General features: G+C 48.2%; 23 protein-coding genes. 6 read left to right on the forward strand and 17 right to left on the reverse strand.

Annotated elements, in window-relative coordinates:
• The first annotated feature begins 196 nt into the window (after positions 1–196).
• The 5 genes from msrB to METH11B_RS0110915 are packed head-to-tail and all read left to right on the forward strand — an operon-like array spanning position 197 to position 7,043.
• Entirely contained in the window at positions 197–592 is a 396-nt protein-coding gene (gene msrB / locus METH11B_RS0110895; protein WP_026602064.1) for a peptide-methionine (R)-S-oxide reductase MsrB, read from the forward strand.
• The gene (locus tag METH11B_RS0110900; RefSeq protein ID WP_026602065.1) at positions 589–1,893 is read left to right on the forward strand and encodes a M18 family aminopeptidase; all 1,305 of its coding nucleotides are present in this window, start codon (positions 589–591) and stop codon (positions 1,891–1,893) included. Before msrB ends, METH11B_RS0110900 begins: the two co-directional genes overlap by 4 nt.
• Positions 1,894–1,940: 47 nt before the next feature.
• A complete protein-coding gene (locus tag METH11B_RS0110905; RefSeq protein ID WP_026602066.1) occupies positions 1,941–2,522 on the forward strand; it encodes a YfiR family protein in 582 nt (193 codons plus the stop codon).
• Positions 2,515–4,875, forward strand: a complete 2,361-nt coding sequence (locus METH11B_RS0110910) for an EAL domain-containing protein (protein ID WP_026602067.1) — start codon at positions 2,515–2,517, stop codon at positions 4,873–4,875. The genes METH11B_RS0110905 and METH11B_RS0110910 overlap by 8 nt, the downstream gene beginning before the upstream one ends.
• Positions 4,876–4,883: 8 nt before the next feature.
• Positions 4,884–7,043, forward strand: coding sequence for a TonB-dependent receptor plug domain-containing protein (locus METH11B_RS0110915; protein ID WP_026602068.1), 2,160 nt, complete (start codon positions 4,884–4,886; stop codon positions 7,041–7,043).
• Here METH11B_RS0110915 and METH11B_RS0110920 read toward each other — a convergent pair.
• The 9 genes from METH11B_RS0110920 to ffh form a co-directional block, all read right to left on the reverse strand.
• A complete protein-coding gene (locus METH11B_RS0110920) occupies positions 7,040–7,462 on the reverse strand; it encodes a response regulator transcription factor (protein ID WP_026602069.1) in 423 nt (140 codons plus the stop codon). The genes METH11B_RS0110915 and METH11B_RS0110920 overlap by 4 nt on opposite strands.
• Before the next feature lie 95 nt (positions 7,463–7,557).
• Positions 7,558–8,331: an acyl-ACP--UDP-N-acetylglucosamine O-acyltransferase gene (lpxA, locus tag METH11B_RS0110925; protein ID WP_026602070.1), complete on the reverse strand. Its 774-nt coding sequence runs from the start codon at positions 8,329–8,331 to the stop codon at positions 7,558–7,560.
• Positions 8,332–8,333: 2 nt separating this feature from the next.
• Positions 8,334–9,218, reverse strand: coding sequence for a site-specific tyrosine recombinase XerD (gene xerD, locus METH11B_RS0110930; protein WP_026602071.1), 885 nt, complete (start codon positions 9,216–9,218; stop codon positions 8,334–8,336).
• Entirely contained in the window at positions 9,215–9,721 is a 507-nt protein-coding gene (locus METH11B_RS0110935) for a methylated-DNA--[protein]-cysteine S-methyltransferase (RefSeq protein WP_026602072.1), read from the reverse strand. The genes xerD and METH11B_RS0110935 overlap by 4 nt, the downstream gene beginning before the upstream one ends.
• Before the next feature lie 95 nt (positions 9,722–9,816).
• Complete coding sequence (gene rplS / locus METH11B_RS0110940) at positions 9,817–10,164, reverse strand: 50S ribosomal protein L19 (RefSeq protein WP_020484866.1); 348 nt, start codon at positions 10,162–10,164, stop codon at positions 9,817–9,819.
• A 12-nt stretch (positions 10,165–10,176) separates the two neighbouring features.
• Positions 10,177–10,917: a tRNA (guanosine(37)-N1)-methyltransferase TrmD gene (gene trmD / locus METH11B_RS26675; protein ID WP_036275856.1), complete on the reverse strand. Its 741-nt coding sequence runs from the start codon at positions 10,915–10,917 to the stop codon at positions 10,177–10,179.
• A 10-nt stretch (positions 10,918–10,927) separates the two neighbouring features.
• Complete coding sequence (gene rimM, locus METH11B_RS0110950; protein WP_020484864.1) at positions 10,928–11,419, reverse strand: ribosome maturation factor RimM; 492 nt, start codon at positions 11,417–11,419, stop codon at positions 10,928–10,930.
• Positions 11,420–11,444: 25 nt separating this feature from the next.
• Complete coding sequence (rpsP, locus tag METH11B_RS0110955) at positions 11,445–11,696, reverse strand: 30S ribosomal protein S16 (protein ID WP_026602075.1); 252 nt, start codon at positions 11,694–11,696, stop codon at positions 11,445–11,447.
• Between the two features lie 88 nt (positions 11,697–11,784).
• Positions 11,785–13,140 carry a signal recognition particle protein gene (gene ffh, locus METH11B_RS0110960; RefSeq protein WP_026602076.1) on the reverse strand — a complete coding sequence of 452 codons (1,356 nt, stop codon included), beginning with the start codon at positions 13,138–13,140 and terminating at the stop codon, positions 11,785–11,787.
• A gap of 126 nt (positions 13,141–13,266) precedes the next feature.
• Between ffh and METH11B_RS0110965 the strand changes: the two genes are divergently transcribed.
• Positions 13,267–14,064 carry a cytochrome C assembly family protein gene (locus tag METH11B_RS0110965; RefSeq protein ID WP_020484861.1) on the forward strand — a complete coding sequence of 266 codons (798 nt, stop codon included), beginning with the start codon at positions 13,267–13,269 and terminating at the stop codon, positions 14,062–14,064.
• Between the two features lie 43 nt (positions 14,065–14,107).
• Here the strand turns inward: METH11B_RS0110965 and METH11B_RS0110970 are convergent, their stop codons facing one another.
• The 8 genes from METH11B_RS0110970 to METH11B_RS0111005 form a co-directional block, all read right to left on the reverse strand.
• Complete coding sequence (locus METH11B_RS0110970) at positions 14,108–16,048, reverse strand: motility associated factor glycosyltransferase family protein (protein WP_231499609.1); 1,941 nt, start codon at positions 16,046–16,048, stop codon at positions 14,108–14,110.
• Positions 16,049–16,706: 658 nt separating this feature from the next.
• Complete coding sequence (locus METH11B_RS0110975) at positions 16,707–17,561, reverse strand: flagellin N-terminal helical domain-containing protein (protein WP_036275861.1); 855 nt, start codon at positions 17,559–17,561, stop codon at positions 16,707–16,709.
• Positions 17,562–18,097: 536 nt separating this feature from the next.
• Entirely contained in the window at positions 18,098–18,430 is a 333-nt protein-coding gene (locus tag METH11B_RS0110980; protein WP_020484858.1) for a hypothetical protein, read from the reverse strand.
• On the reverse strand, positions 18,430–18,816 hold the full coding sequence (fliS, locus tag METH11B_RS0110985) for a flagellar export chaperone FliS (protein ID WP_026602079.1): 387 nt from the start codon (positions 18,814–18,816) through the stop codon (positions 18,430–18,432). The genes METH11B_RS0110980 and fliS overlap by 1 nt, the downstream gene beginning before the upstream one ends.
• A gap of 15 nt (positions 18,817–18,831) precedes the next feature.
• Positions 18,832–20,229, reverse strand: coding sequence for a flagellar filament capping protein FliD (gene fliD, locus METH11B_RS0110990; protein ID WP_026602080.1), 1,398 nt, complete (start codon positions 20,227–20,229; stop codon positions 18,832–18,834).
• 26 nt (positions 20,230–20,255) lie between these two features.
• On the reverse strand, positions 20,256–20,693 hold the full coding sequence (locus tag METH11B_RS0110995; RefSeq protein WP_020484855.1) for a flagellar protein FlaG: 438 nt from the start codon (positions 20,691–20,693) through the stop codon (positions 20,256–20,258).
• 63 nt (positions 20,694–20,756) lie between these two features.
• The gene (locus METH11B_RS0111000; RefSeq protein WP_020484854.1) at positions 20,757–21,608 is read right to left on the reverse strand and encodes a flagellin domain-containing protein; all 852 of its coding nucleotides are present in this window, start codon (positions 21,606–21,608) and stop codon (positions 20,757–20,759) included.
• 127 nt (positions 21,609–21,735) lie between these two features.
• The gene (locus tag METH11B_RS0111005; RefSeq protein WP_026602081.1) at positions 21,736–22,788 is read right to left on the reverse strand and encodes a nucleotidyltransferase family protein; all 1,053 of its coding nucleotides are present in this window, start codon (positions 22,786–22,788) and stop codon (positions 21,736–21,738) included.
• Positions 22,789–22,790 lie beyond the last annotated feature (2 nt).

Consider the following 22,790-nt stretch of genomic DNA (forward strand, 5'->3'; position numbering starts at 1 on the left):
TCGCTGCTGTTTAGATGAACACACTCTGCGTATTTATTATTTTTTATATTGTTGTTATAAGCTTCAAAACCATGCAGCTCAAGAATATTAGAACCTCCTGATGTAATCAACCGAAATATTCCCGGCTTTTGATTGCTTTTGATGCCGAGGTAGACTGAGTAAAATGCCCACTACACCTAGCCTGCGGAACACCACCATGACCGAGAAACACGATAATGAACAAGCCTGGCGCGAGAAGCTAACTCCCGAGCAATATCATGTCTGCCGGGAAAAAGGCACCGAACCACCATTTACTGGCAAATATACCGACTGCGACGAAGCCGGTATCTACCGCTGCGTTTGCTGCGGTCACGCCTTGTTTACCTCCGAGCAAAAATTTCACTCCGGCTGCGGCTGGCCCAGCTTTTGGGACCCGCTAAATTCGGAAAGTCTGGATCAGCATCCCGATAACAGCCATGGCATGCGCCGGGTTGAAGTGACCTGCCAATCCTGCGGCGCTCACCTCGGACATGTATTCGAAGACGGACCGCAACCAACAGGCCTGCGCTATTGCATCAATTCCGTGGCACTGACGCTGGAAAAACAATCATGACGGCTCAGCAACAAGCGCAAGACTTACTGGATTTCATTGACGCCAGTCCCAGCCCTTGGCATGCGGTCGCCAGCATAGAAGGACGATTGCAGGCGCATCAATTCCAACGCATCCAGGAAAGCGATGCATGGTCATTGGCTAGCGGCGGGCGCTACTATGTGATCAGAGACGATTCATCCATCGCCGCATTCGTCATCGGCAAACAAGCCTTGGCGGAAACCGGCTTCAAAATACTCGGCGCCCATACCGATTCGCCGGGTCTGCGCGTGAAACCGCAGCCGCTGATCGACTCGGACAAGCTTTTGCGTTTGGCTGTTGAAGTATACGGTGGCCCGATTCTCGCCACGTTTGCTGACCGTGACCTGAGTCTGGCCGGCCGCATTGCCTATCTGGATAGCGACGGCAACATCGCCAGCCGGCTGCTGCGCTTCGCCGAACCGCTACTGCGCCTGCCGAATCTGGCGATTCATATGAACCGCGGCGTCAACGAAGACGGCCTGAAACTGAAAAAGCAAAGCGAGTTGCCGTTAATTTTTTCGGCCAGTGTCGAGCAACAATTACCCACAGACAAGTTTCGGCAATTGCTGGAACACGCTAGCGGCATTGCTGCCGAGCGAATTTTGAGCTGGGAGTTGAATGCTTACGACACCCAGAAAGGCACTCTTTGGGGTGACGGACAACTTTTTTACGCCGATAGCCAATTGGACAATCTGGCCTCCTGCCATGCTGGATTGACGGCATTATTGGATCCTTCGACCCTAGATGCCGACAGCACGTTGGTCTGCGCGTTTTTCGACCATGAGGAAATCGGCAGTGAGAGCTGCAAGGGCGCGGCCGGCAGTTTCCTGCCCGATGTGCTCGAGCGCATCGCCAACGCAGTCGGCAATACCCCGGACGACTACCGGCGCTCGCTAGCCAATAGCTTTATGATCAGCGCCGATATGGCGCATGCGTATCAACCAAACTTTCCCGGTGCCTACGAACCCGGCCACAAAATCATCGTCAATCACGGACCGGTCATCAAGGTAAATGTTAACCATCGTTATGCCTCTGAATGTATTTCAGAGGCTACTTTCATCCGCATTTGCCAACAAGCCGGGGTGCCTTATCAAAAATACGCGCATCACGGCGACTTGCCCTGCGGCAGCACGATAGGCCCGATAGCTTCGGCGAAATTAGGCATACGCAGTGTCGATGTGGGGTCGCCAATGTGGGCCATGCACAGCATTCGCGAAAGCGCCGGCGTACTCGATCATGCCTATATGATTCGGGCCTTGCGGGGATTTTTCAGCAACCGATAATTTTTCAACTATCCTTGCCTGATGATTTTATCCGGTAGGGAATAACCTTGGTTTCCGTCTTTTCCACTGATGACGCATTGTCGTTGCGGCGCGCTTTTGAGCTCGTAAAGTGGGTAATATTATTTTGCTTTGTCAGTCAGCCTTCGCCGGCAGACGAACTGAACCTGGAATATAAGGTCAAGGCAGCCTATCTTTATAACTTCACCAAATTCATTACTTGGCCGGAAAAAGCCAACCCCACCTTTAATATCTGCATTATCGGCCACGACCCCTTCGGGAGTCTGCTGAGCCCGCTGGAGAGCAAGACCGTTCAGGAAAAACCCATTCGGTTGTTCAAGTTCGATACGCCCAAACAGGCGAAAGATTGCGATATCGTCTATTTCGACAATCCCGAGCAGCGCTCAGACCTTGCTTTACCAGGCGTGTTACTGGTCGGCTCCCTGAAAAAGTCACTAACGGTCAGCAGCGAGCCGTTTTTTGCCGAATCCGGCGGCATGATCGGCTTTGCACTCGACGACGGCAAAGTCAAACTGCACCTCAACCTCAAGGCTTTGAAACAGAGCGGTTTTAACGTCAGCGCCAAACTCATCGAGGTTGCCATACTGGTGGAGGGGGCCGAGCATGAGTAGATTCTTCTCGCGGCTATCCATCAAAGGCAAATTGTTTAGCATCGCCATTACCTCTAGTCTATTTTCCATGCTGTTGGCCTTGGTGATTTTGGTAACGGTGAACGTCACAGAAGTAAAGCGCAAAGCCCAAAGCGACTTAATCGCCGTTGCCAGCCTGATTGCCAACCGAAGTGTCGCCGCAGTGATGTTTGACGACGCCAATTTGGCCAAGGAAAACCTGGTGTCCTTGAATAATCTCCCCGATTTGCGCAGCGCTTGCGTCTACACCAAAAGAGGTCAGTTATTCACCTCGCTGGACAAGCAATCCGCTACCTGCCCGGTCGTATCGCATGGCTTGCGTAATTATTTCGATAAACTCAACCTTTATGTTTATCAGCCCATGCGCCTGGATGACGAAATTGTCGGCGGGATTTTTCTATCCTCCGACCTCAGTGCCGCGTTCTGGCGAGAATTGCAATTTGTCGGCGTCGTCCTGATTGTGTTGTTTGTCGCGTTGTCTATTACGTTTTTTCTGACCGCACCCTTGTTAAACCGGGTGGCCAAGCCCATCGCGCAACTGGCTAAAACCGCGCAAAAAGTCAGCCAGGAACACGACTATTCCTTGCGTGCAGCCAAGCACAGCAATGATGAAATGGGAATTTTGGTCGATGCGTTCAACGGTATGCTGGATACCGTGGAGATTCAAAACAAAGCCTTGATTAGCGTCAAAAATAACTTCCAGGCCTTGTACGACAACAATCCGACCATGGTGTTTAACCTGGATATGCAAGGGCAAATCATCTCGGTAAACCGCTTCGGCGCCCGCCAGCTGGGTTTAAGCGTTGAGGAACTGCAAGGCTGCTCTATTTTCAACTTCGCCCATCCCGAAGATATAAACAACTGCAACCAGTTCTTCCAAATCTGCCGTAATCATCCCGAGCAAGTACATAAGCTGGAAAGCCGCATCATCTGCCGCAACGGCAATATTATTTGGGCCAGGGAAACCGCGCGCTTGGTGAAGGACGAAAATAATCGTTCGCACCTGTTGCTGGTTTGCGAAGACATTACCGAAACCCGACGCCTCTCGGAAAAAATCGCCTATCAGGCCAGCCACGACGAATTGACCGGCCTGGTCAACCGCCGCCAATTCGATATCCATATTCAGAATTTGGTGTTAGAGGCGCAAGCCAACGATAGCCACCACGTTTTATGTTATTTGGATCTGGATCAATTCAAAATCGTCAACGATACCTGCGGCCATCTGGCGGGCGACGAGCTACTAAGGCAGCTCGGCGAAGTATTGCGCCAACAAGTGCGCAGAATGGACATATTGGCTAGACTGGGCGGCGACGAATTCGGCATCCTGATGTCGTATTGCTCCCTCGAACAAGCCATCATCACCGGCGAAAAACTGCGCAATGCGGTATGCGACTTCCAATTTGCCTGGGAAAACCGTAGTTTCAACATCGGGGTGAGTATCGGCATCGCCCCAATCAATCGCGCCTGCGGCAATGCCGTGGATGTATTGAAAGAAGCCGATGCCGCCTGTTACGCCGCCAAGGAAAAAGGCCGCAACCGGGTACATATATTCAGTCCGGACGACGAAGAGCTCACACTCCGCCAAGGTGAAATGCAATGGGTGGAAAAAATCCGTCTGGGAATCGAGCGAGACCGCTTCCAGTTATTCGGTCAATTGATCGTGCCTATAGCCGCTAATCGCGGCGGTCTACATTTCGAAACCTTAATCCGGTACCGAGACGATCAAGATAAGGTGATTCCGCCCGGTGCTTTTCTACCTGCCGCAGAACGCTACAACATGGCTTCGCCTTTAGACCGCTGGGTGATCTCCCGTTTGTTCCAGTACTTGGCGACTACGCCCGGCTTCCTGGATCGTTTGGAAATGTGCTCGGTCAATCTGTCCGGTTTGTCGCTGTCGGACCAAGCCATGCTTGGCTTTATCGATGAGCAATTCCGCAAATGGCAGATACCAACCCACAAAATTTGTTTCGAAATCACCGAAACAGCTGCCATCAGCAATCTTTCCTATGCTCGGCAATTTATCGATTCGCTGCGCCAAAAGGGCTGTTCTTTTTCCCTGGACGACTTCGGCAGCGGCTTGTCGTCATTTGCTTATCTAAAGAACCTACCGGTCGATTATTTAAAAATAGACGGGCTGTTTGTAAAAGACATACTGGATGATCGGGTGGATTTGACTATGGTTAAAGCGATTAACGAGGTGGCCCACGTGATGGGCAAAAAAACCATCGCCGAGTTTGTGGAGAACCAAAGTATTTTCGATCTACTACAAACCTTGGGAGTGAATTACGCGCAAGGCTACGGCATTGCCAAACCGGTACCCCTGCGGGAATTATGAGAAATCCTATGCTGAAAACAGTCAAGAAGCAGCTTTTCAAACACTCTCTAGTCCTTAGCCTCATCGGTCAGCAGGCCCATGCAGAACAAACCGTAAATGAACTGCTGGATTTATCGCCTGCGGAGTTAGCCAATATTTCAGTGAGCATTGCCTCGGGCACCGCCAAATCGGTGTCGCAATCGGCAGCAGTGACCACCGTTATCACCGCCGAGCAAATTGCCACGATGGGTGCTACCGATCTGCACGAGGTGCTGGAAACCGTACCTGGCATGCATGTTACGATCCAACCGGTCACTAACGATTATAGTTACACGATGCGCGGCATGCGCAACGAAACCAATGCCGAAGTATTGCTCATGCTTAACGGCACGCGTTTCTCCGTGCCTTATCAGGGCACGCATATGGCTGGGATGATTATTCCCGTCGAAAATATTCAACGCGTCGAGGTAATCAGAGGGCCGGGGTCGGCGCTTTACGGCGCGGACGCCTTCGCGGGGGTAATTAATATTGTTACCAAAAAGGCTGCGGATATTGATGGCGCAACAGTCGGCGCACGCGGCGGTAATGCCGATACTAAAAGCACTTGGGGCCAATACGGTGGCAAATGGCAAGGCTGGGATGTAGCAGGCAGCCTGCAATATAGCCATAACGGTGTCGATCCGGATCGGGTCATCACGGCCGACGCGCAAACCCAAGTCGACCAAGTATTGGGCACGAATATATCGCTCGCCCCCGGCCCAATGCAAACCCAAAACGAACGTTGGAACGGCCATCTCAGTTTGCAACGCAAACATTGGGATTTGGGATTTTGGGCTTTTAACGAATCAGATTACGGCTTTCGCTCCGGCGCCTATGGTGCCCTGGATAACAAAGGCAAGGGCAATGGCAGCAATTACTTGGCGGATGTGCGTTACTCGACCGAGGACGACCTGGAGAACTGGGAATTGCAAGCCCACGCCAGCTTTCTGCATACTGATGTCTCGGCCAATATTTACGGTTTCCCGGGTGGCTCGATTTTACCGATCGGCGCGGACGGCAACGTCACCGACCAGCTGGCGTCGACTAAAGGCTTAATGCTATTTCCGGAGGGGCTACGTTTCGTAGCCGGTTTTAAAAATACCGTACCCAGCTTTGAGTTCACCGGTATTTACAAAGGTTTCTCCGATCATTTGATCCGCATGATTGCCGGTTTCCGCTATGAGGAAATGAACACGCAAGAAGCACGGAATTATGGCGTAGGCGTTATCAACGGCGCCGGGCTATCTGCATTTCCCGCCATCAACCTTGCCGGCGGCTTACAAGATTTAACCGGAACCCCTCTCACATTTATTGACGACCATCATCGCGACATTTGGTCCGCAGCGATACAAGACGAATGGCAATTTGCCGAAGACTGGCACCTGACCACCGGTTTGCGCTTTGACCACTATTCCGACTTTGGCGGCACATTGAACCCCCGCGCCGCGCTGGTCTGGAATATCAATTCACAATTGACCACTAAATTGCTCTATGGTCAGGCTTACAGAGCCCCAAGCTTTCTCGAACAATATCAGCAAAATAGCCCGCTTTTCCTTGGCAACCCGGCTTTAAGTCCGGAAACCATTTCTACTACCGAACTGGCATTCGATTATCGTCCGACGAAGAATCTGAGAACCGCGTTGAATTTATACCATTATGAGATCCGCGATTTGATTAGCGGCCCGATTTCCGGCGCAGGCACCCTGACCGAGCGTAACTCCTCAGGTCAAGACGGCTACGGCAGCGAGTTTGAATGGGATTGGAAGTTTCACTCGGATTGGAATCTACGCGGTAACTATGCGTGGCAATTTGCCCGCAACGAAGCGACTCATACCCGGGTTAGCAATGTCCCCGAACATCATGTTTACACCGCACTCGCTTGGAATTTCATGCCGAAATGGCAGATTCAAACGCAAATCAACTGGATAGGTCACCGCCTTAGCAGCCCAGGAGATACGCGCGTTTTGAAAGATTATGAAACGGTCGATTTAACTTTAAATGCTAAAAAACTGATGGGCTATCTGGATCTAACTGCATCGGCTCGGAACCTATTCGATAGCCACGGCAAGGAACCGGCTACGTCCAGCTATCTTTACAATTTGCCCATCGCCGGACAAACTTTTTATTTCGAAGCGGGTTTGCACTTTTAGCTAATTGCTTGAACCGAATAATTCCGGTGAATGGCGTCCAGAAGGTAAGCGACGATCTTACGGCTCAACCAAGCCTCGCCCGCGGCGACTGCATGGATCATTCTGTTGATATAGGCCGCCAATGACAGACTGTTTTGATAGCCCTTGGCGCCAGCCAGCACGCAGTGCAGAATTTGCTCTTCATGTAAGTCATCGCCGATGATCACGATATTACTGGTCGGACTGGCCGCTAATAACAAGTTGGTATAGTCGGGCGTTTGGCTACCGCGCAATGCAAAATTCAGCAAAATGATGTTGGGTTGGAGCTGTTCGGCAGCATTAAGGGCCTGAATCTCATCCGAATAAAAAGCAACATCCGCTTCCGCCATCAGCATCAGTGGCTGGATTTGACCGATGTTATCGATTACTTGTATTTTCATGATAAATCTTGCTGTCTGTTAGCGGACTGGCTTGCAACTGTAGCCTGCGGAACTAATTGGTTAAATTCCTACGGCATTGCCCCTGACTATTCAATTCAGTTGGTAACATCGATAAATCCGTGCAATCCACGTTTGGAATCGACTGCCAACCAACGCCGTAAGTATTGCAGCTCTTCGGTAGATTGCAATTCTTCAAGGCTTTTTTTATTTTTCAACAATCTGAACGCGGCGGAAAGTACTTTGTAATTCTCGCCCACTATACCGGCTCGTCTTAATCCCACGATGTTGAGCCGATAATGCTTCGCGGGCCGGCCACCTATCAGCATAAACGGGATCACATCCATGTTAATCCCTGTTGTTCCTTGCACGATGGCGTAAGCGCCGATCCGGCAAAATTGATGTACGACTACCGCGCCGCCCATAAACACGTTATGACCAACCTCTACATGGCCGCCAATCGCCACATTATTGGCAAAAATAGTTTTATCGCCCACCGAGCAATCATGGGCAACATGGCTGTTATTCATGAAATAGCAACCTGACCCGATCCTGGTAGCGCTGCCAGCTACTGTAGCCCTATGCGCGGTAAACCCTTCTCGAAACACGTTATTGTCGCCAACCTCCAGCCACGACTCGGTTTGGGCAGCAAACCCCAAGTCCTGCGGTAATCCGCCTAGTACCGAGTGCGGATGTAACACATTACCGTCGCCCATTTTGACATGTGCATGCACTACGGCATGGGCACCTATTTGACTATTCGCGCCAATCACAGCCCCCGCCTCTATCACCGCAAACGGCCCAACGCTACAGTTTTCTCCAAGCATGGCGCCAGTTTCGACAAAAGCAGTTGGATGAATCGATGCAGTCATAGTTAGCCTCTTGGATGATGTTGAGTGTGTAACGCTTTCAAGCGCTGTTGGGCAATATGCGTATAAATTTGGGTAGTGGATAAATCCGAATGACCGAGCAATAGTTGTACGACTCGAAGGTCAGCACCATGATTCAACAAATGGGTGGCAAACGCATGACGCAGAGTATGCGGCGACAAATGTTTGTCGATACCGGCCAGCGCGGCATAGCGCTTGATAATATGCCAAAAAGCCTGTCTGGTCATAGAAGTGCCCCGGCTGGTAACAAACAAATAGTCGCTTTGTCTATTTCCCAGGATTGCTTGTCTGGCAGTATTCAGATAACGTTCGGTCCAATCCATGGCTTCTTCACCAACCGGCACCAAGCGTTCTTTGTCGCCTTTGCCGACGATACGCACACAACCCTGCCGGAAATTGATTTGACCGAACTTAAGTTCGACTAACTCTGAAACCCGCAACCCGGTAGCGTAAAGCATTTCTAACATAGTTCTATCCCTGAAACCTAACTTATCGGTAATTTCCGGAGCGTTTAACAATAACTCTACGTCGGCTTCCGACAACGAATCCGGCAACGTGCGGCCAAGCTGTGGCGCATCTATCAATTGAGTAGGATCGATATTAATCTTACCTTCGCGCAGCAGATAACCGTAAAAGCGCCGCAAACAGGACACTATTCTGGCCGACGAACGACTGGTTATACCTTGTTGCTGTCGGTTAGCCAAAAAGCTCTTGATCGTCGTTTCGTCAACAGTCGTTATATCCTTATCCTTCAGCCACTTCGCAAACAATTTGAGATCGCTGCCATAAGCCGATAGCGTATTGTCGCTTAATCCAAATTCCAGCCATAACGCGTTTAAGAAAGACTCTATGGTCTGCGCCGAATTCATTCCCCGCCCAATCCCAAACCACGTTCGTACTCAAGTAAACGGTGTTTAAGCGCGACAAACTCGCCATCAGCCTGCCCCATAAAACCGCCGATGCCACGCTTTGCCACCACCCGATGACACGGGATAATCCCCGCATAAGGGTTATTGCGGCAAGCCCCTGCTATTGCCCTAGGTCCTGAGCCCAGCTTCTCCGCTAACCCCGAGTATGTTTCTACTTGCCCGACGGGAATAGCCAATAGCGCGCTCCAAACGGCATTACCGTATGCGCTACCTTGGCTTAGCAAGTTGACATGCAGCTCAGTTTGCATCGGGTTTAACAGATAGCTTTGCACGCGGACAGCCTGCGATGACAAAGTCTTGGTTAACTCACCACCAACATGCCAAGAGGCATCCGTAATGATTTCACCAACCATGGTTAATCTCAATTCCGCATCGAGTAGTGGCACGGCGAGCAGGGACTCTTCGCCATCCGCAACAGTTTGCCAAACGATATGTAAAGGCATCACTTCTCTCTTGCTATCGGCAAAAAAAAAGGCAGCTAAGCAGGCCGCCTTTTCTAATCAACTGATTCGCTATAAACGAACCAGATCGCAACGTATTAAGAAAGTTTCTCTTTGATACGTGCGGCTTTACCAGCCAAGTCGCGCAGATAATAAAGTTTAGCGCGACGAACGTCACCGCGACGTTTTACTTCGATACTGCCAACCGATGGACTGTGGGTTTGGAAAACACGCTCAACACCCACGCCATGCGAAATTTTTCTGACGGTAAATGCTGAATTCAAACCGCGATTACGTTTAGCAATCACGATGCCTTCAAAAGCCTGTAACCTTTCCCGCGTGCCTTCAGTTACTCTAACTTGCACCACGACAGTGTCGCCAGGTCCGAATTCCGGTACATCTTTTTTCAGCTGTTCAGCTTCCAATTCTTCAATAATTTTACTCATAACCACACCCTATTAAACAACTTCAGTTCTAAATTCTTTCAACAAAGCATCCTGCTCTGCGCTTAATGTTACTTTTCCAAGCATATCAGGGCGCCTAGACCAAGTCCGCCCCAACGCCTGTTTCATACGCCACCGTTTGATGTCAGCATGATTTCCGCCGAGTAGTACATCCGGAACGTCGCCAATATCGCTATGCTCGGGCCGCGTATAATGCGGGCAATCCAACAATCCATCAAAATGCGAGTCTTGTTTAGCAGATTCTTCGTCACCAAGTACGCCAGGAATTAACCTGGTAACCGCATCGATTACTACCAAGGCTGCCAGCTCGCCACCGCTGATGACGTAATCCCCCAGCGACCATTCTTCGTCACAGGCATGCTGGATAAAACGTTCGTCTATACCTTCATAGCGACCGGATACGAGGATCAATTGGTCATAGCAACTCGCATCCAACAACAACTCCTGATTAAGCAAACGCCCCTGCGGACTCAAGCAAATCACTTTGCTATTAGCCAAGGCATTATGCTGTTTGGCTGCATCTACCGCGTCGAGCAAAGGTTGGCATTTCATTACCATGCCCGGCCCGCCGCCATAAGGTCTATCATCCACTGTCCGGTGTTTATCGTGCGTGTAATCACGAGGATTCCAAACGGACAAATCAACCAAGCCTCGCTCAATTGCTCTACCAGTTACCCCGTAACCAGCGGCATCCGATACCATATCAGGAAAGAGACTGATAACATCGAAACGCATGCCTTGAGAGTTAAAAGTCAGGATCCCAATCGACGATAATCAGACCATCGTCAAGATCAATTTTTAAAATAGTACTCTGCTGCAAAAACGGAATCAGGCGCTCTACGTCGCCATCAACTACTACCAACACATCATTAGCGCCAGTTTCTAACAAATGATCAACCTTGCCTAATTTGCAACCTTCTTGATTGCGTACTTCCAGTCCAATCAGATCGGCCCAATAATATTCGCCATCGCTGGCTTTGGGTAGTTGTTGCTTGCGTATCAGAATATCAGCCCCCATCAACTCAGCGGCAAGATCTCTATCGTTAATGCCTTGCAATTCTGCGACAACTAAGCTGCCTTGCCGCCTGCCACCAAGCAATTTAACTTCTTGGATTTGGCTATTCTTCTGGAGAATCCACGGCGAATACTGCAATATATTTTCGCGGGGATCAGTGAAAGAATAGACTTTTACCCATCCTTTTACACCAAAAACGCCGGACACTTGACCGACGTTCAACAATTCCCCTGCTGGCAAAGCTAAATTAAGCGGCTGCTTTATCGGCGTCTTTGATCAATCTAGCGACGCGATCAGTAGGTTGCGCGCCATTGGATTTCCAGTATTGGACGCGTTCGCTATCCAATACTAATCTTTGCTCACCACCGCGAGCTAAAGGATTGAAAAAACCTACGCGCTCAATGTAACGACCATCGCGACTGCTTCTGCTGTCGGTAACAACAACATGATAGAAAGGACGATTCTTAGCGCCGCCTCTGGACAAACGAATGCTTACCATTTGGATACCTTAAATAACATTGAATCAAAAAACTTAATCAAACTATTCTACGCGATTTTCACAATAAGTGAAGGACAAATTACGACAATCACATTCTCATGCCGCGCATATTGCTCTTCAAGCCGCGCATCATGTTGGCAATATTACCCTTGCTGAATTTTTTCATCATCTTTTCCATCATTTGATGCTGCTTCAACACACGATTTACAGCCTGCAAGTCCAAGCCGCAACCATCGGCGATACGCTGCTTCCGACCGCCTTTAATCAGATCAGGAAAACGCCGCTCTTGTTTGGTCATTGAGTTGATTACGGCAATCTGATGCGCCAGATCTTTGTCGTTGACTTTATCCTTAATATCTTTGGGCACTCCGCCCATACCCGGCAGCTTATCCATCATCGCGCCAAGCCCGCCCATATTCTGCATTTGTTCAAGCTGCTCCTTCAGATCGTTCAAATCGAAGCTTTTGCCTTTTTGCAGCTTTTTGGCTAATTGCTCGGCCTTTTTCTTGTCGACATTTTGCTCGATATTCTCGATCAGCGACAACATATCGCCCATGCCCAAAATGCGGGAGGCAAGACGATCAGGATAGAAAGGCTCCAAAGCATCGGTTTTTTCGCCGACACCGATAAACTTGATAGGTTTGCCGGTAATATGCCTGATGGACAGCGCCGCACCGCCACGCGCATCGCCGTCGGCCTTGGTCAGAATTACACCAGTCAAAGGCAAGGCATCGTGAAAAGCTTTAGCGGTATTAGCAGCATCTTGGCCTGTCATGCTATCAACCACGAACAAGGTCTCAATCGGCTTGATCGCGGCATGCAACGCCTTGATCTCAGCCATCATCTCGTCATCGACATGTAAACGACCGGCAGTATCGACGATAACCACGTCTAAAAATTGACGCTTTGCCGCATCTATAGCTCTATTAACAATGTCGACCGGATTTTCGCTGGCATCGCTTTCGAAGAACTTCAAGCCAACATCAGCGGCTAATGTCTCTAACTGCTTGATCGCCGCAGGACGATAAACGTCAACGCTAACCACCCCAACTTTTTTCTTTTTCTTTTCTTTCAGATGGCGGCCTAATTTTGCCACCGTAGTGGTTTTACCGGCACCTTGCAAGCCGGCCATCAATACAATTGCCGGCGGATTGGTACGCAAGTTCAGCTCTTCGTTCGCCGAGCCCATCACTTTGACTAATTCAGACTGCACCACCTTGATCAGTGCCTGCCCGGGAGTCAAACTGGTTTGAACTTCCTGACCCAACGCGCGCTGAGTAACTTGATCGATAAAATCGGTCACCACCGGCAAAGCGACATCGGCCTCCAGCAAAGCCATTCGGACTTCGCGCATGGTGTCCTGGATATTGCTCTCGGTCAGACGACCTTGGCCTTTAATTTTTTTTAGCGTGCCACTGAGGCGATCGGATAAATTATCAAACATAGCTGCGTCTTTATTTTTATAGGGTTCCGGCGGATGTCTGCCAACACAAACGGATTACAACAATTGGTCTGCTTAGTTTAACATAACCCTATCGCAACACCTTTTGATTATTCCCCTGCCATCGCCATGTACACCACACCCGTCGGCCTGTTTTCGATATTAAGCTATGCGATTGCCGCGACATTCATCGTTAGAGAAATCTTTGGAGCCAGACAGCACCAGTTATCCATGCAACTAGCTTGGCTTGGCGCAGGGCTGCATAGTGTCTATACCGTGATGAACGTGCAAAATCATGAAGGATTCAACTTCAGCTTTTTCAGCACGGCATCGCTAGCAGGTTTGGTTATTTGCCTTCTACTGTTAATTGCCTCGCTGGACAAACCAGTAGCAAAACTTGGCGTATTGATTTTCCCAGTGGCGGGAGCGATGCTGGCTTTAGATATGAGCTATCCGGCAACACCACACCTGCTGATCAATCATAATTGGCAGATGAGCACCCACATCCTGACATCGATATTAGCGTTCAGCCTGTTAAATATCGCTGCTTTACAAGCCATTTTATTGGCCGTTCAGGATCAACAATTGCGCCATCACCACCCTAAACGCTTTATGTTGGCTTTACCGCCTTTGCAGGCCATGGAATCGCTGTTGTTTCAAATGATTGCGACGGGATTACTGTTTTTGACCGCATCTTTGGTCACCGGCTTCTTTTTCGTCGAGGATTTATTTGCACAGCATTTGGTTCATAAAACCGTACTATCAATCCTGGCCTGGATAATTTTTTCCGCACTTCTGTTCGGCAGGATTCGCTATGGCTGGCGTGGACAAAGCGCAATTCAGTGGACCCTTATAGGCTTTACTTCATTATTACTGGCCTATTTCGGCAGTAAATTGGTTTTGGAATTGATATTGAAAAAAGTTTGACCCTTTAAAAATAGCCCAAGACTACGAGGCACCATATCCGCAGCTAAAATCCAGCGGAAACCAACGCAGCCTTCATGGTGACAGCAACTTCAAGATCAGGTTTTTGAGCCAAAATATAATCCAGCATCATGATAGCCGCATCATAAATCCCTTGCTCCGTATACAAGTTAGCCAACTTTATTTGCACCAACGTATCTTGAGGGAATTGACCGATGTAATTATTGTAGGCGTCTATCGCGACCATCACATCGCCATGCAACCTTTGCATTTCCGCATACAAGGGCAAGTAGAAAGGATTCAATTGCGACAAACACTGTAACGCTAAATTGGCGGTATGAGCGTCATCGCTATCGATACCAATATCCGCAATCCTTATCAGAGCCTGCTCGACCAACACACCACCACCGTCAACAATTTGTCGATATGCATCCAGAGCCTGTGCGGGTTTTTGCTGCAACTCAGCCGAGTAACCGGTAATCAGCTGCCGATAAGGCTCAACCGCCTGCTGATCCTGATGCTTGTTCAAACTGATCAGCAAATCACTCAATTCTTCGATTTTTTTATGCTTGAATAACAAGCCCGCCCTTTGCTTCAGACTGGAAAGATTTCCCTGACTTTTGGCCTTGGCAAAATGCCGAGTATTTTTATCATGAACAATCTCTACGAAGTGTTTTTCAAAATCGGCAAATTGAACCTGAACATCTGCCGGTAGCTCGGCAATAGCCTTCCACAATCTTACACGACCAAAACTTCTGTCCTTTCGATATTGCTCGATTACCAAACCAAAATTCGGGGCATCCGCATATTCCTGCTGTCTGGCTTGAACTCTTTCGACAGCGCCATCCAACAAACACATCAATTTTGTAGCACCTTCCCGATAGGCGTCGTAGAAAACGTTGCCAAGTTGCTTCGCCTCTTCCGCACTCCATTCTTCATCCGTAAATGCCTTAGTCAACTTGATAAAACTTCTGATACCAAAGCTCTTTACCAGCTTGCTGAAATGCCTATGTTCGCGTTTAAACTTCTTTTCGATCTGATCGAGTCTTTTCTTATCCTTATAGTTTTCAATGACTCCATCGGCACTATACATCTCGTCATTGACACGGCGGGCATTCTCCGCCAGACGGGCAATTCCTTTGATCTGAAATTGGGCACGTCCTAACTCGTCAAGAATTTGTTTATGATATTTACTCTGTTCAGCGGCGTCACTAATCCGCTCGGCTACAATTTTAGCCACATTAATGGCGCCATCGCCAAACTCGATTTCGGATATGGGCAAATACTCGATATTGTCGACTTTGGCAGAACCGGCGGAAATATTGAAAATCCGACATCCCATTTCCGATAACTGTTTCGCCTGGAAACTTAGCGAGAGAATGGCTTGAGCGAAGTCGCAACTTGTAGGCGCCATAAAACCGGCATTTGTCTCTACTTGCAACGATGTCAAATTAAAGCGTGGCCCGGCCATTTGCTCGTCGCTACCGGTGGCGTGAGTGAAGCCTTCCCTGGTGAAGCATAAGTCTACGCCGGCGAGCACCATTCTTTTGAAGCCAAAATGATACGCCACGCTCAACGCAGTATTGGTCACGGTAGGCCCCGCACTGCCAATATTCGCTACGTTCAGTGGCGACGGCCAAGGCAGTCGCGGACCAAGATAGAACCCAAGACCATGCCATTGGTTAACTAAAGTGGGGACAGTGTGGTAGGAATACACAAAAATCGGCTTGCTGCTGAACTCGAGCATTTCCTTGCTGATATCAAAGCTCAGCTCAGTCGGATCCACCGAAAACACAAAATCCGGCTCGATATTGGCCTGTAATAACTGGCGAGAAATTCTGGAAACAGCAAAAACCACAACTTCGTTGCGATGCAATCTGAGCCATGGCAAAACCTCGTCAAGCGAGGGACCACCCGCCAAAATTAACACCGTCTTATCGACAAAGGCCTTTTCGAGCAATTTTGCCGGCCTTTGGTTATCGGCCAAATTAATAATCTGTCTGGCAATAAACGCCTCGCTACCCAGCTCGACACTGATTTGCCAATGCAGTTGTGATAGTACTTCCGTGATATGCCAACTTAGCTCTGCATACTCCTCTATATAATCGTCTTGCGCGCAAATTGCGTTGTAGGATCGTACTGCGTTGATATACAGATAATCGTTTATTTTGAAACTTTTAATAGCCTCCGGCCATTGTTCCAAACCGATACACAGAATCTTCTCATCCAATCCATCAAGCAATTGGTTGTATTTTAACCCCTGCAACACGCCTTCCGGCTCAATGAAGATGTAGCGCGTACCCTTTGGTAAAGGCTTACTTTGTAGGTATTTTGGCAGTAACCCGGAATCCGTACCGATAATCACATTAAGCGCATCTTCAGCAAACAGATCCTTACCGTACTTCGCGTCAAACAGCGCTTCGGCACTAACTTTATCGAAGCTATTTCTATTTAGGTTGAAAAAGTATTTTTCGCCAAAGTTATTTACGCTTATTGGCCCTAAGTCATATTGGCCCACCCGATCAAGTTCATCAACCATTTGCTACTTCTTGATTAAAGTTTACGGAATCTCACTAGCTAGGTATCAGCTTAGCATTCCTATACTCAAATGCACCGTCAATCCAGGCTAAATACTGCGGTTACTTTTATTTCAATAACTGCAATACGCCTTGGGTTACTTGATTAGCCTGAGCCAACATCGCCGTACCCGCCTGTTGCAGAATCTGACTGCGGCTTAAATTTGCCGTTTCGGCAGCGAAGTCGGCATCCATAATCCGCGAACGAGCTGAGCTTTGATTTTCAATGGAAGACTGTAAATTCGATATAGTGGTGGAAAACCGATTTTGAATTGCACCTAAATTCGAACGAAATGTATCAATTCTTCTGATTGCCGTATCGATAGCGTTGATTGCTGAGCGCACATTTCCAGAGGTAGCAGCTGATCCAATTGAATGCTTGTTACCAAAAAGCGCGCTTAAACTTGTCACAGCTAACAAATCCGATACCGTAACCGATATTTGATTGTCTGCCGCAGTATTAGCTCCAATTTGAAAGTTCGCATTCTTTAGAGAACCGTTTAGAATTTTTTTGCCGTTGAATTCGGTATTTTGAATAATCCTTTTAACCTCTGCACCCAATTGCTTAAATTCGGTATGGAGCTTTTGCCTATCTTCACCGCTAACAGCCGCTCTGTTGGCCGCCTGAACCGCTAAGTCGCGCATTCTCTGCAAAGTTTCAGTGATTGTACCCATCCCAGCTTCCGCAGTTTGCGCCATGGAGATACCGTCGTTGGCATTGCGCATGGCAACAGTCATACCGCGAATTTGCGATGTCATCCGGTCGGCAATCGCCAAACCGGCGGCGTCGTCTTTAGCACTGTTGACTCTAAGACCTGATGATAAGCGCTCCATAGACATTTGCAGGCTATCGTTAGTCCGCGTCAAAAACTTCTGACTATTCAATGACGCGATGTTTGTATTGATGACCATTGATGATGGCATGATCGTTCTCCCGGTTGATACTAAGTGGAATAGGCATTATTGCCGCCACTAAACATCAATCACTTTTTATGCCAACATATAAAAATCCCTTTTAAATTCAATAATTAAAAAAATAAAACGCTATTAATATCATCAAACACGGCTGAAACACACCAGATCAAAGGCCGTTTCGCCAATTAACCAGCCTTAAGACAATTAGAACGACATTTTTTTGACTCGTCCCTCCGAAATCTATTGTCTAGAAAACCCAAATGCCAAGCACACCCAATAAAAATACAAAATATCAAATTAAATCAACAATATGCATACCATTCACACATTTTGAGAATCGTTAATTCAATATACGAAAGGGTTACAAAAACGTCGAGGAAAGCTGTAAGCTGAAATCAGACAAACAATTGATGATCACAAAGGGGAGCGGCATTTCATTGCCGCCAAGACCACAGTCAAGAAATTAAGGGGTATATCGATACGCTGAACAGCGTGTTGTAACAGGATGATCTGGAAAAAACGAGGATAGGTATGAATCAGATGACTTAGTAACTGCTATAAGCCTGCATTGCCTTGCGGCCGCGATCCAAGACAGATTGCTGAGCAGCAGAGAGCGACTTTTGCTCTTCGATATAAGAAATAAAAACAGCATCCTGCTCAAGCATGGACTGAGCTAATTGCTTGATAAGTAGTTTTTTATGCTCGGGTAAGGACGCTACGCCCGCAAAAAACTGTTCTAAACAAACTTGCCTTTTATCCAAAATATCAGCCAGACTCTCCCATTCCGACTTTAGTATGCACTCTTGGATATTGTCGGCAAAACCTTGTAACTGCTGTTGCCACTCCAAGAAATTAGGATCAGGGAAATCAACAGACATTAGGCAATCGCATCCCAGGCCTCTTTAACGTCTTTCATCAACACAGTCACCTCATTTAGGATGTCTTCGCTGTTTTCACTGCTTGCCTGTAACAACCGAAAGTTGATGTAATCATACAGTTGGCGAAGATTGACAGCAATTTCTCCACCCTGCTCTAAGTCCAGCACCTCGTTCAGCCCACCTACTATGCCAATTGCCTTGGATATATAGATACTTTTCGCTTCCATATCGCCATGAGTAATTGCACCTTTAGCAGAATTGATTCGCGCCAAAAATCCTTCCATTAACATTTGTATCAATCGATGGGGAGATTCCTCGCCAAAATTGCTGGAGGTATGAACCTCAGCATATTGTCTAGCACCTTTTCTATGAGCATCAACGTACATGGGAAAACCTCTTTATTACAATTTGCTGATCCAGTTACTTAGAAAAGAACCGGTTGATTTAAATTTACCTACATTGACGTCCATGGCTGTGAATTGCTTTTGCAAAGTCTTTTGCAAATTATCTAATCTAACTTGCACGTCGGCTCTGCGATCTTCCAAGGTAGACAATTGTTTTTTCAGCGATGTTTGCTGACTATCCAATGGTCCACCCGATTGCAACAAATTATCTAATTTTGAGTAAAGCCGAGTCGCCACACCGTCAGACGACGAAAACACATCGCTAACCGACTGCAAGCTGGCACTCAGTGCAGTGTTAAGCTGCGTGCTATCCAATGACATCACACCATCTTTATCTATTTTCACGCCTATCATGGCTAATGAATTGTAATTGCCGGTCGCTGACGAAACTGGATTTGCCGAATCCTGTCTGACTTGGGAAGTCACATAACGCAACGTAGCGTCGCCGATTAACGCGCCATTTCCGGAACTACTACCGCTGGAACCGCCACCGTATTTACCCAAGTCTTTGGCGGTAGTGTGCAGCTTGTTGTATGCGGTTACGAAACTTGTCAGAGTTTTGTTGATGGCTTCATTGTCCAAACTGACATCAACGTTCACCTTGGTACCCACTTGAGCAGATTTCAAGTCTAAAGTCAGCCCCTGTACTACGTCTGTTATCGAATTGGTGCTGCGCGTTGCGGTCTGACCATCGACTTTGATAATAGCGTCGGTAGCAGTCGCCTGAGCACTCAAATTAGACGAAAAAATTTGGGATAATCCCGAGGTATCGGTGTTGTTTCCATCATCATCAGTACCCGTCACGGTAAATGCGTTTGCAAGTCCGGAATTTTTGGCTGTGAGGACCAGCTTGGAAATTGTACCGGTGCCGGTAGAGTTGTCGACGTTAACGATACTCGCGGTAACGGCGGTATTACCGGAAGCGTTGTTGATAGCATCCCTTATACCTGTTAACGAATTACTACCGGAACCAATCGTCACGTTGAACGAGGCACCTGCCGTAGTAGCAATAGTCAAAGATCCTGTGCCTACAGTGGCAGCTGAGCTGGCAAACTCGGCCGAAATGGATTTTTGCGCCTTTGCCAACTGGGTAACCTCCAAGGCATAAGAACCCGCCACGGACCCCGCGCCCGCGGCAACCTTTAAGATTGATTCGTCGGCAGATGCGGCTTTATGCGTTTTGAATAGATTTCCATCTTTCAGTTTATTGACCGCAGTCTGAAAATCCGACAACGCACTTTTCAAGCTGCCGATTCCGCTTAATCTGGTATTTGCCGCGTCTTCTTGCCGCTGAATCGCATTTAGTGCCGGCTGACCTTCAGCGGTCACTAATTGACTAACCAGTGTGCCAATATCGATACCGCTACCAATACCCGTTGACGACACGATGCTCATGACACTCTCCTCACCCGACTAACTTGCTAAGCACGATCCTGAATCATAGAGCCTTGCTGGCCATCCAACTCCTGCATTCTTCTGATAAACGCCAGCATTTCTTCGGACGGAATTTGCCGCACGACATCACCCGTTTCACTATCAACGACTTTCACCACTAATTCCTTGGTTGAATCATCTACTTTGAATTGGAGATTACGGTTAACCGATTGAAGCAACGAATTTCCTTTATCCGCCGCTTTTTTTACCGAATCGAAAGAAGGCTTAACTTCATTCTGTTTGTCCTGATCTTGGTTCGAAACTGAAGAGGATACAGTCGAGTCATTTTGCAACGCGGAAACACCAGGGTTACGCTTGTCAGCATCGACCCTGGCTCCCGCAAATGATTTTTCATCCGTTTGCTTATCAGCTTTAGCAACAGTCACGGGAGATAGCTTTAACACATTTGAAATCTCACTGTTCATGACATTCACCTTATGCTTTTCGTATTAAACGGGAGGTTACGGTCCGCAACCCCCCTATCAAAACTACCTTAGCAAACTCAACACGGATTGACCGGACTGATTAGCCTGCGCCAGCATCGCTGTACCGGCCTGTTGCAATATTTGCGTTTTGCTCAAATTGGATGTTTCTGTAGCAAAATCGGCATCCAGGATACGGGATCTCGCGGCGCTTTGGTTTTCTATCGAAGACTGCAGGTTGGCTACAGTAGTAGTAAACCTGTTTTGAATAGCACCCAATGTTGAACGGAAAGTATCGATCTTTTTGATCGCACTATCAATAGCTGAAATTGCCGATCTAACTTTGGCGGAAGCCGCACCCGAACCGATCGAATATCCCGCAGCGCCAAACAAGGCACTAAGACTGTTAACTTTTTCCAAGTTCGAAACAGTAACAGAAACTTGGTTGTCTGTCGTGGTATTGGCACCTACTTGGAAGTTAGCACCCGCCAATGAGCCGTTCAAGATTTTTTTACCGTTAAATTCGGTGTTCTGAATAATCCTTTTGATCTCAAGACCCAGCTGTTTAAACTCGGTTTGCAGTTTGTCCCGGTCGGAACCACTTACCGCCGCCCTGTTGGCCGCTTGAACCGCAAGGTCACGCATACGTTGCAACGTATCGGTAATAGCACCCATACCGGATTCCGCTGTTTGCGCCATCGAAATACCGTCGTTGGCGTTTCTCACTGCTACGGTCATACCGCGAATTTGCGATGTCATTTTATCGCTGATGGCTAAACCCGCCGCGTCGTCTTTTGCTGAGTTAATCCGCAAACCAGAAGACAAACGCTCCATTGAGGTTGCTAGCGAATCATTGGTTTTATTCAAAAAACGTTGACTGTTCAACGAATTGACGTTTGTGTTGATTACCATTGCCATGATGTTACCCTCCAAATTTCGAGAACGTTCAGCGCTTCGAAGATTTTGTGTTGTGTTGAATTAAAAAGATTTGTTTCAAACTCGAATGATGTATCGGCCCGGGTTTGGAGAACTTTAACCCTCTAATTCAGAAATACTTGGCGAATTCGCCCTGTGCTCTCAGAAAATCGGCTTCGCGACCTATATCCAACCAATAGTCATTGACCGGAAACATAGACACTATCTCGCCTGCAGCCACTTGTTGGTTTAATAAGGTCGGCATATCCAGCTTTTGCTGCATTGCGATGCTGTTGATCAAACTGTGATCCAGCACATAAATTCCCGCGTTGGCCAAGCAGCTTTGCAAGGGCTTTTCTTCTATCCCTACGACTCTTTGCTGCTCCAATCTCACGACGCCGTAGGGAATTTGGTATTCGTATTGGCGTACGCATAAGGTAGCGATAGCTTGTTGCTCGTTGTGATAGGCCAATAACCTGGAAAAGTCGATCTGAGTCAGAATATCGCCGTTCATCACAATCAAGGGTACGTCCGGCAAATTGTCCGGCATTAAACCAATCGCGCCCGCCGTACCCATAGGCTCGCTCTCGTCGATATAATCGATTTTGATGCCCCACCGCCCCCCGTCACCAAAGTAGTCTTTGATCTGCTGCGCGCGATAATGCACGGCGATGTAAAACTGCCGAAAACCCGACTTAACGAAATTCTCAATAATGGTTTCCAAAATCGGCTTGCCGCCGATTTCTAAGAGTGGTTTGGGGCATTCGTCCGTATACGGCCGCAAACGCGTACCGAACCCACCCGCCATCAAAAAAACCGGGTTTGGGTATGCCGGCTGCTTGTACAACGCTTGCAACGACTCCAGCCGCACCACCCTGCCATGTTCATCGACAACCGGCAATTGGTAGAGATGATGGCCTTCCATAATGGCTATCAATTGGGTCTTGCTGTCATTTAAAGCGGCAACTTTCGGCCGCTTATTCATCACTTCAAAAACCGGATGCTCCAAGGACAATCCGCGAATCAAGGCCCGACGAATATCACCATCCGTGACGACACCCAGCAATTTTTCTTGGTCGTCTACGACTAGAGCAATCTGCAAGGCGGCACGATCAATCACCTCGATAGTCGCTCGCAACGTCGCTTCTGGTCGAATCAAAACCTGCTGCCAATGCTGTTTCATTT

The organism is Methylomonas sp. 11b, from assembly GCF_000515215.1.
Taxonomy (GTDB): Bacteria; Pseudomonadota; Gammaproteobacteria; order Methylococcales; family Methylomonadaceae; genus Methylomonas.

What these genes read in the sequence shown, in the direction of transcription:
- METH11B_RS0110980 (WP_020484858.1), bottom strand. Translation starts at nt 18,430, where the DNA reads ATGTCTGTTGATTTCCCTGATCCTAATTTCTTGGAGTGGCAACAGCAG.
- METH11B_RS0111000 (WP_020484854.1), bottom strand. Translation starts at nt 21,608, where the DNA reads ATGGCAATGGTAATCAACACAAACGTCAATTCGTTGAACAGTCAACGT.
- ffh (WP_026602076.1), bottom strand. Translation starts at nt 13,140, where the DNA reads ATGTTTGATAATTTATCCGATCGCCTCAGTGGCACGCTAAAAAAAATT.
- METH11B_RS0110975 (WP_036275861.1), bottom strand. Translation starts at nt 17,561, where the DNA reads ATGCCATCATCAATGGTCATCAATACAAACATCGCGTCATTGAATAGT.
- METH11B_RS0110995 (WP_020484855.1), bottom strand. Translation starts at nt 20,693, where the DNA reads ATGAACAGTGAGATTTCAAATGTGTTAAAGCTATCTCCCGTGACTGTT.
- METH11B_RS0110900 (WP_026602065.1), top strand. Translation starts at nt 589, where the DNA reads ATGACGGCTCAGCAACAAGCGCAAGACTTACTGGATTTCATTGACGCC.
- lpxA (WP_026602070.1), bottom strand. Translation starts at nt 8,331, where the DNA reads ATGACTGCATCGATTCATCCAACTGCTTTTGTCGAAACTGGCGCCATG.
- fliD (WP_026602080.1), bottom strand. Translation starts at nt 20,229, where the DNA reads ATGAGCATCGTGTCGTCAACGGGTATTGGTAGCGGTATCGATATTGGC.
- METH11B_RS0110935 (WP_026602072.1), bottom strand. Translation starts at nt 9,721, where the DNA reads ATGCCTTTACATATCGTTTGGCAAACTGTTGCGGATGGCGAAGAGTCC.
- METH11B_RS0111005 (WP_026602081.1), bottom strand. Translation starts at nt 22,788, where the DNA reads ATGAAACAGCATTGGCAGCAGGTTTTGATTCGACCAGAAGCGACGTTG.
- METH11B_RS0110965 (WP_020484861.1), top strand. Translation starts at nt 13,267, where the DNA reads ATGTACACCACACCCGTCGGCCTGTTTTCGATATTAAGCTATGCGATT.
- METH11B_RS0110915 (WP_026602068.1), top strand. Translation starts at nt 4,884, where the DNA reads ATGCTGAAAACAGTCAAGAAGCAGCTTTTCAAACACTCTCTAGTCCTT.
- METH11B_RS0110920 (WP_026602069.1), bottom strand. Translation starts at nt 7,462, where the DNA reads ATGAAAATACAAGTAATCGATAACATCGGTCAAATCCAGCCACTGATG.
- fliS (WP_026602079.1), bottom strand. Translation starts at nt 18,816, where the DNA reads ATGTACGTTGATGCTCATAGAAAAGGTGCTAGACAATATGCTGAGGTT.
- msrB (WP_026602064.1), top strand. Translation starts at nt 197, where the DNA reads ATGACCGAGAAACACGATAATGAACAAGCCTGGCGCGAGAAGCTAACT.
- rplS (WP_020484866.1), bottom strand. Translation starts at nt 10,164, where the DNA reads ATGAGTAAAATTATTGAAGAATTGGAAGCTGAACAGCTGAAAAAAGAT.
- rpsP (WP_026602075.1), bottom strand. Translation starts at nt 11,696, where the DNA reads ATGGTAAGCATTCGTTTGTCCAGAGGCGGCGCTAAGAATCGTCCTTTC.
- METH11B_RS0110910 (WP_026602067.1), top strand. Translation starts at nt 2,515, where the DNA reads ATGAGTAGATTCTTCTCGCGGCTATCCATCAAAGGCAAATTGTTTAGC.
- xerD (WP_026602071.1), bottom strand. Translation starts at nt 9,218, where the DNA reads ATGAATTCGGCGCAGACCATAGAGTCTTTCTTAAACGCGTTATGGCTG.
- trmD (WP_036275856.1), bottom strand. Translation starts at nt 10,917, where the DNA reads ATGCGTTTCGATGTTATCAGTCTCTTTCCTGATATGGTATCGGATGCC.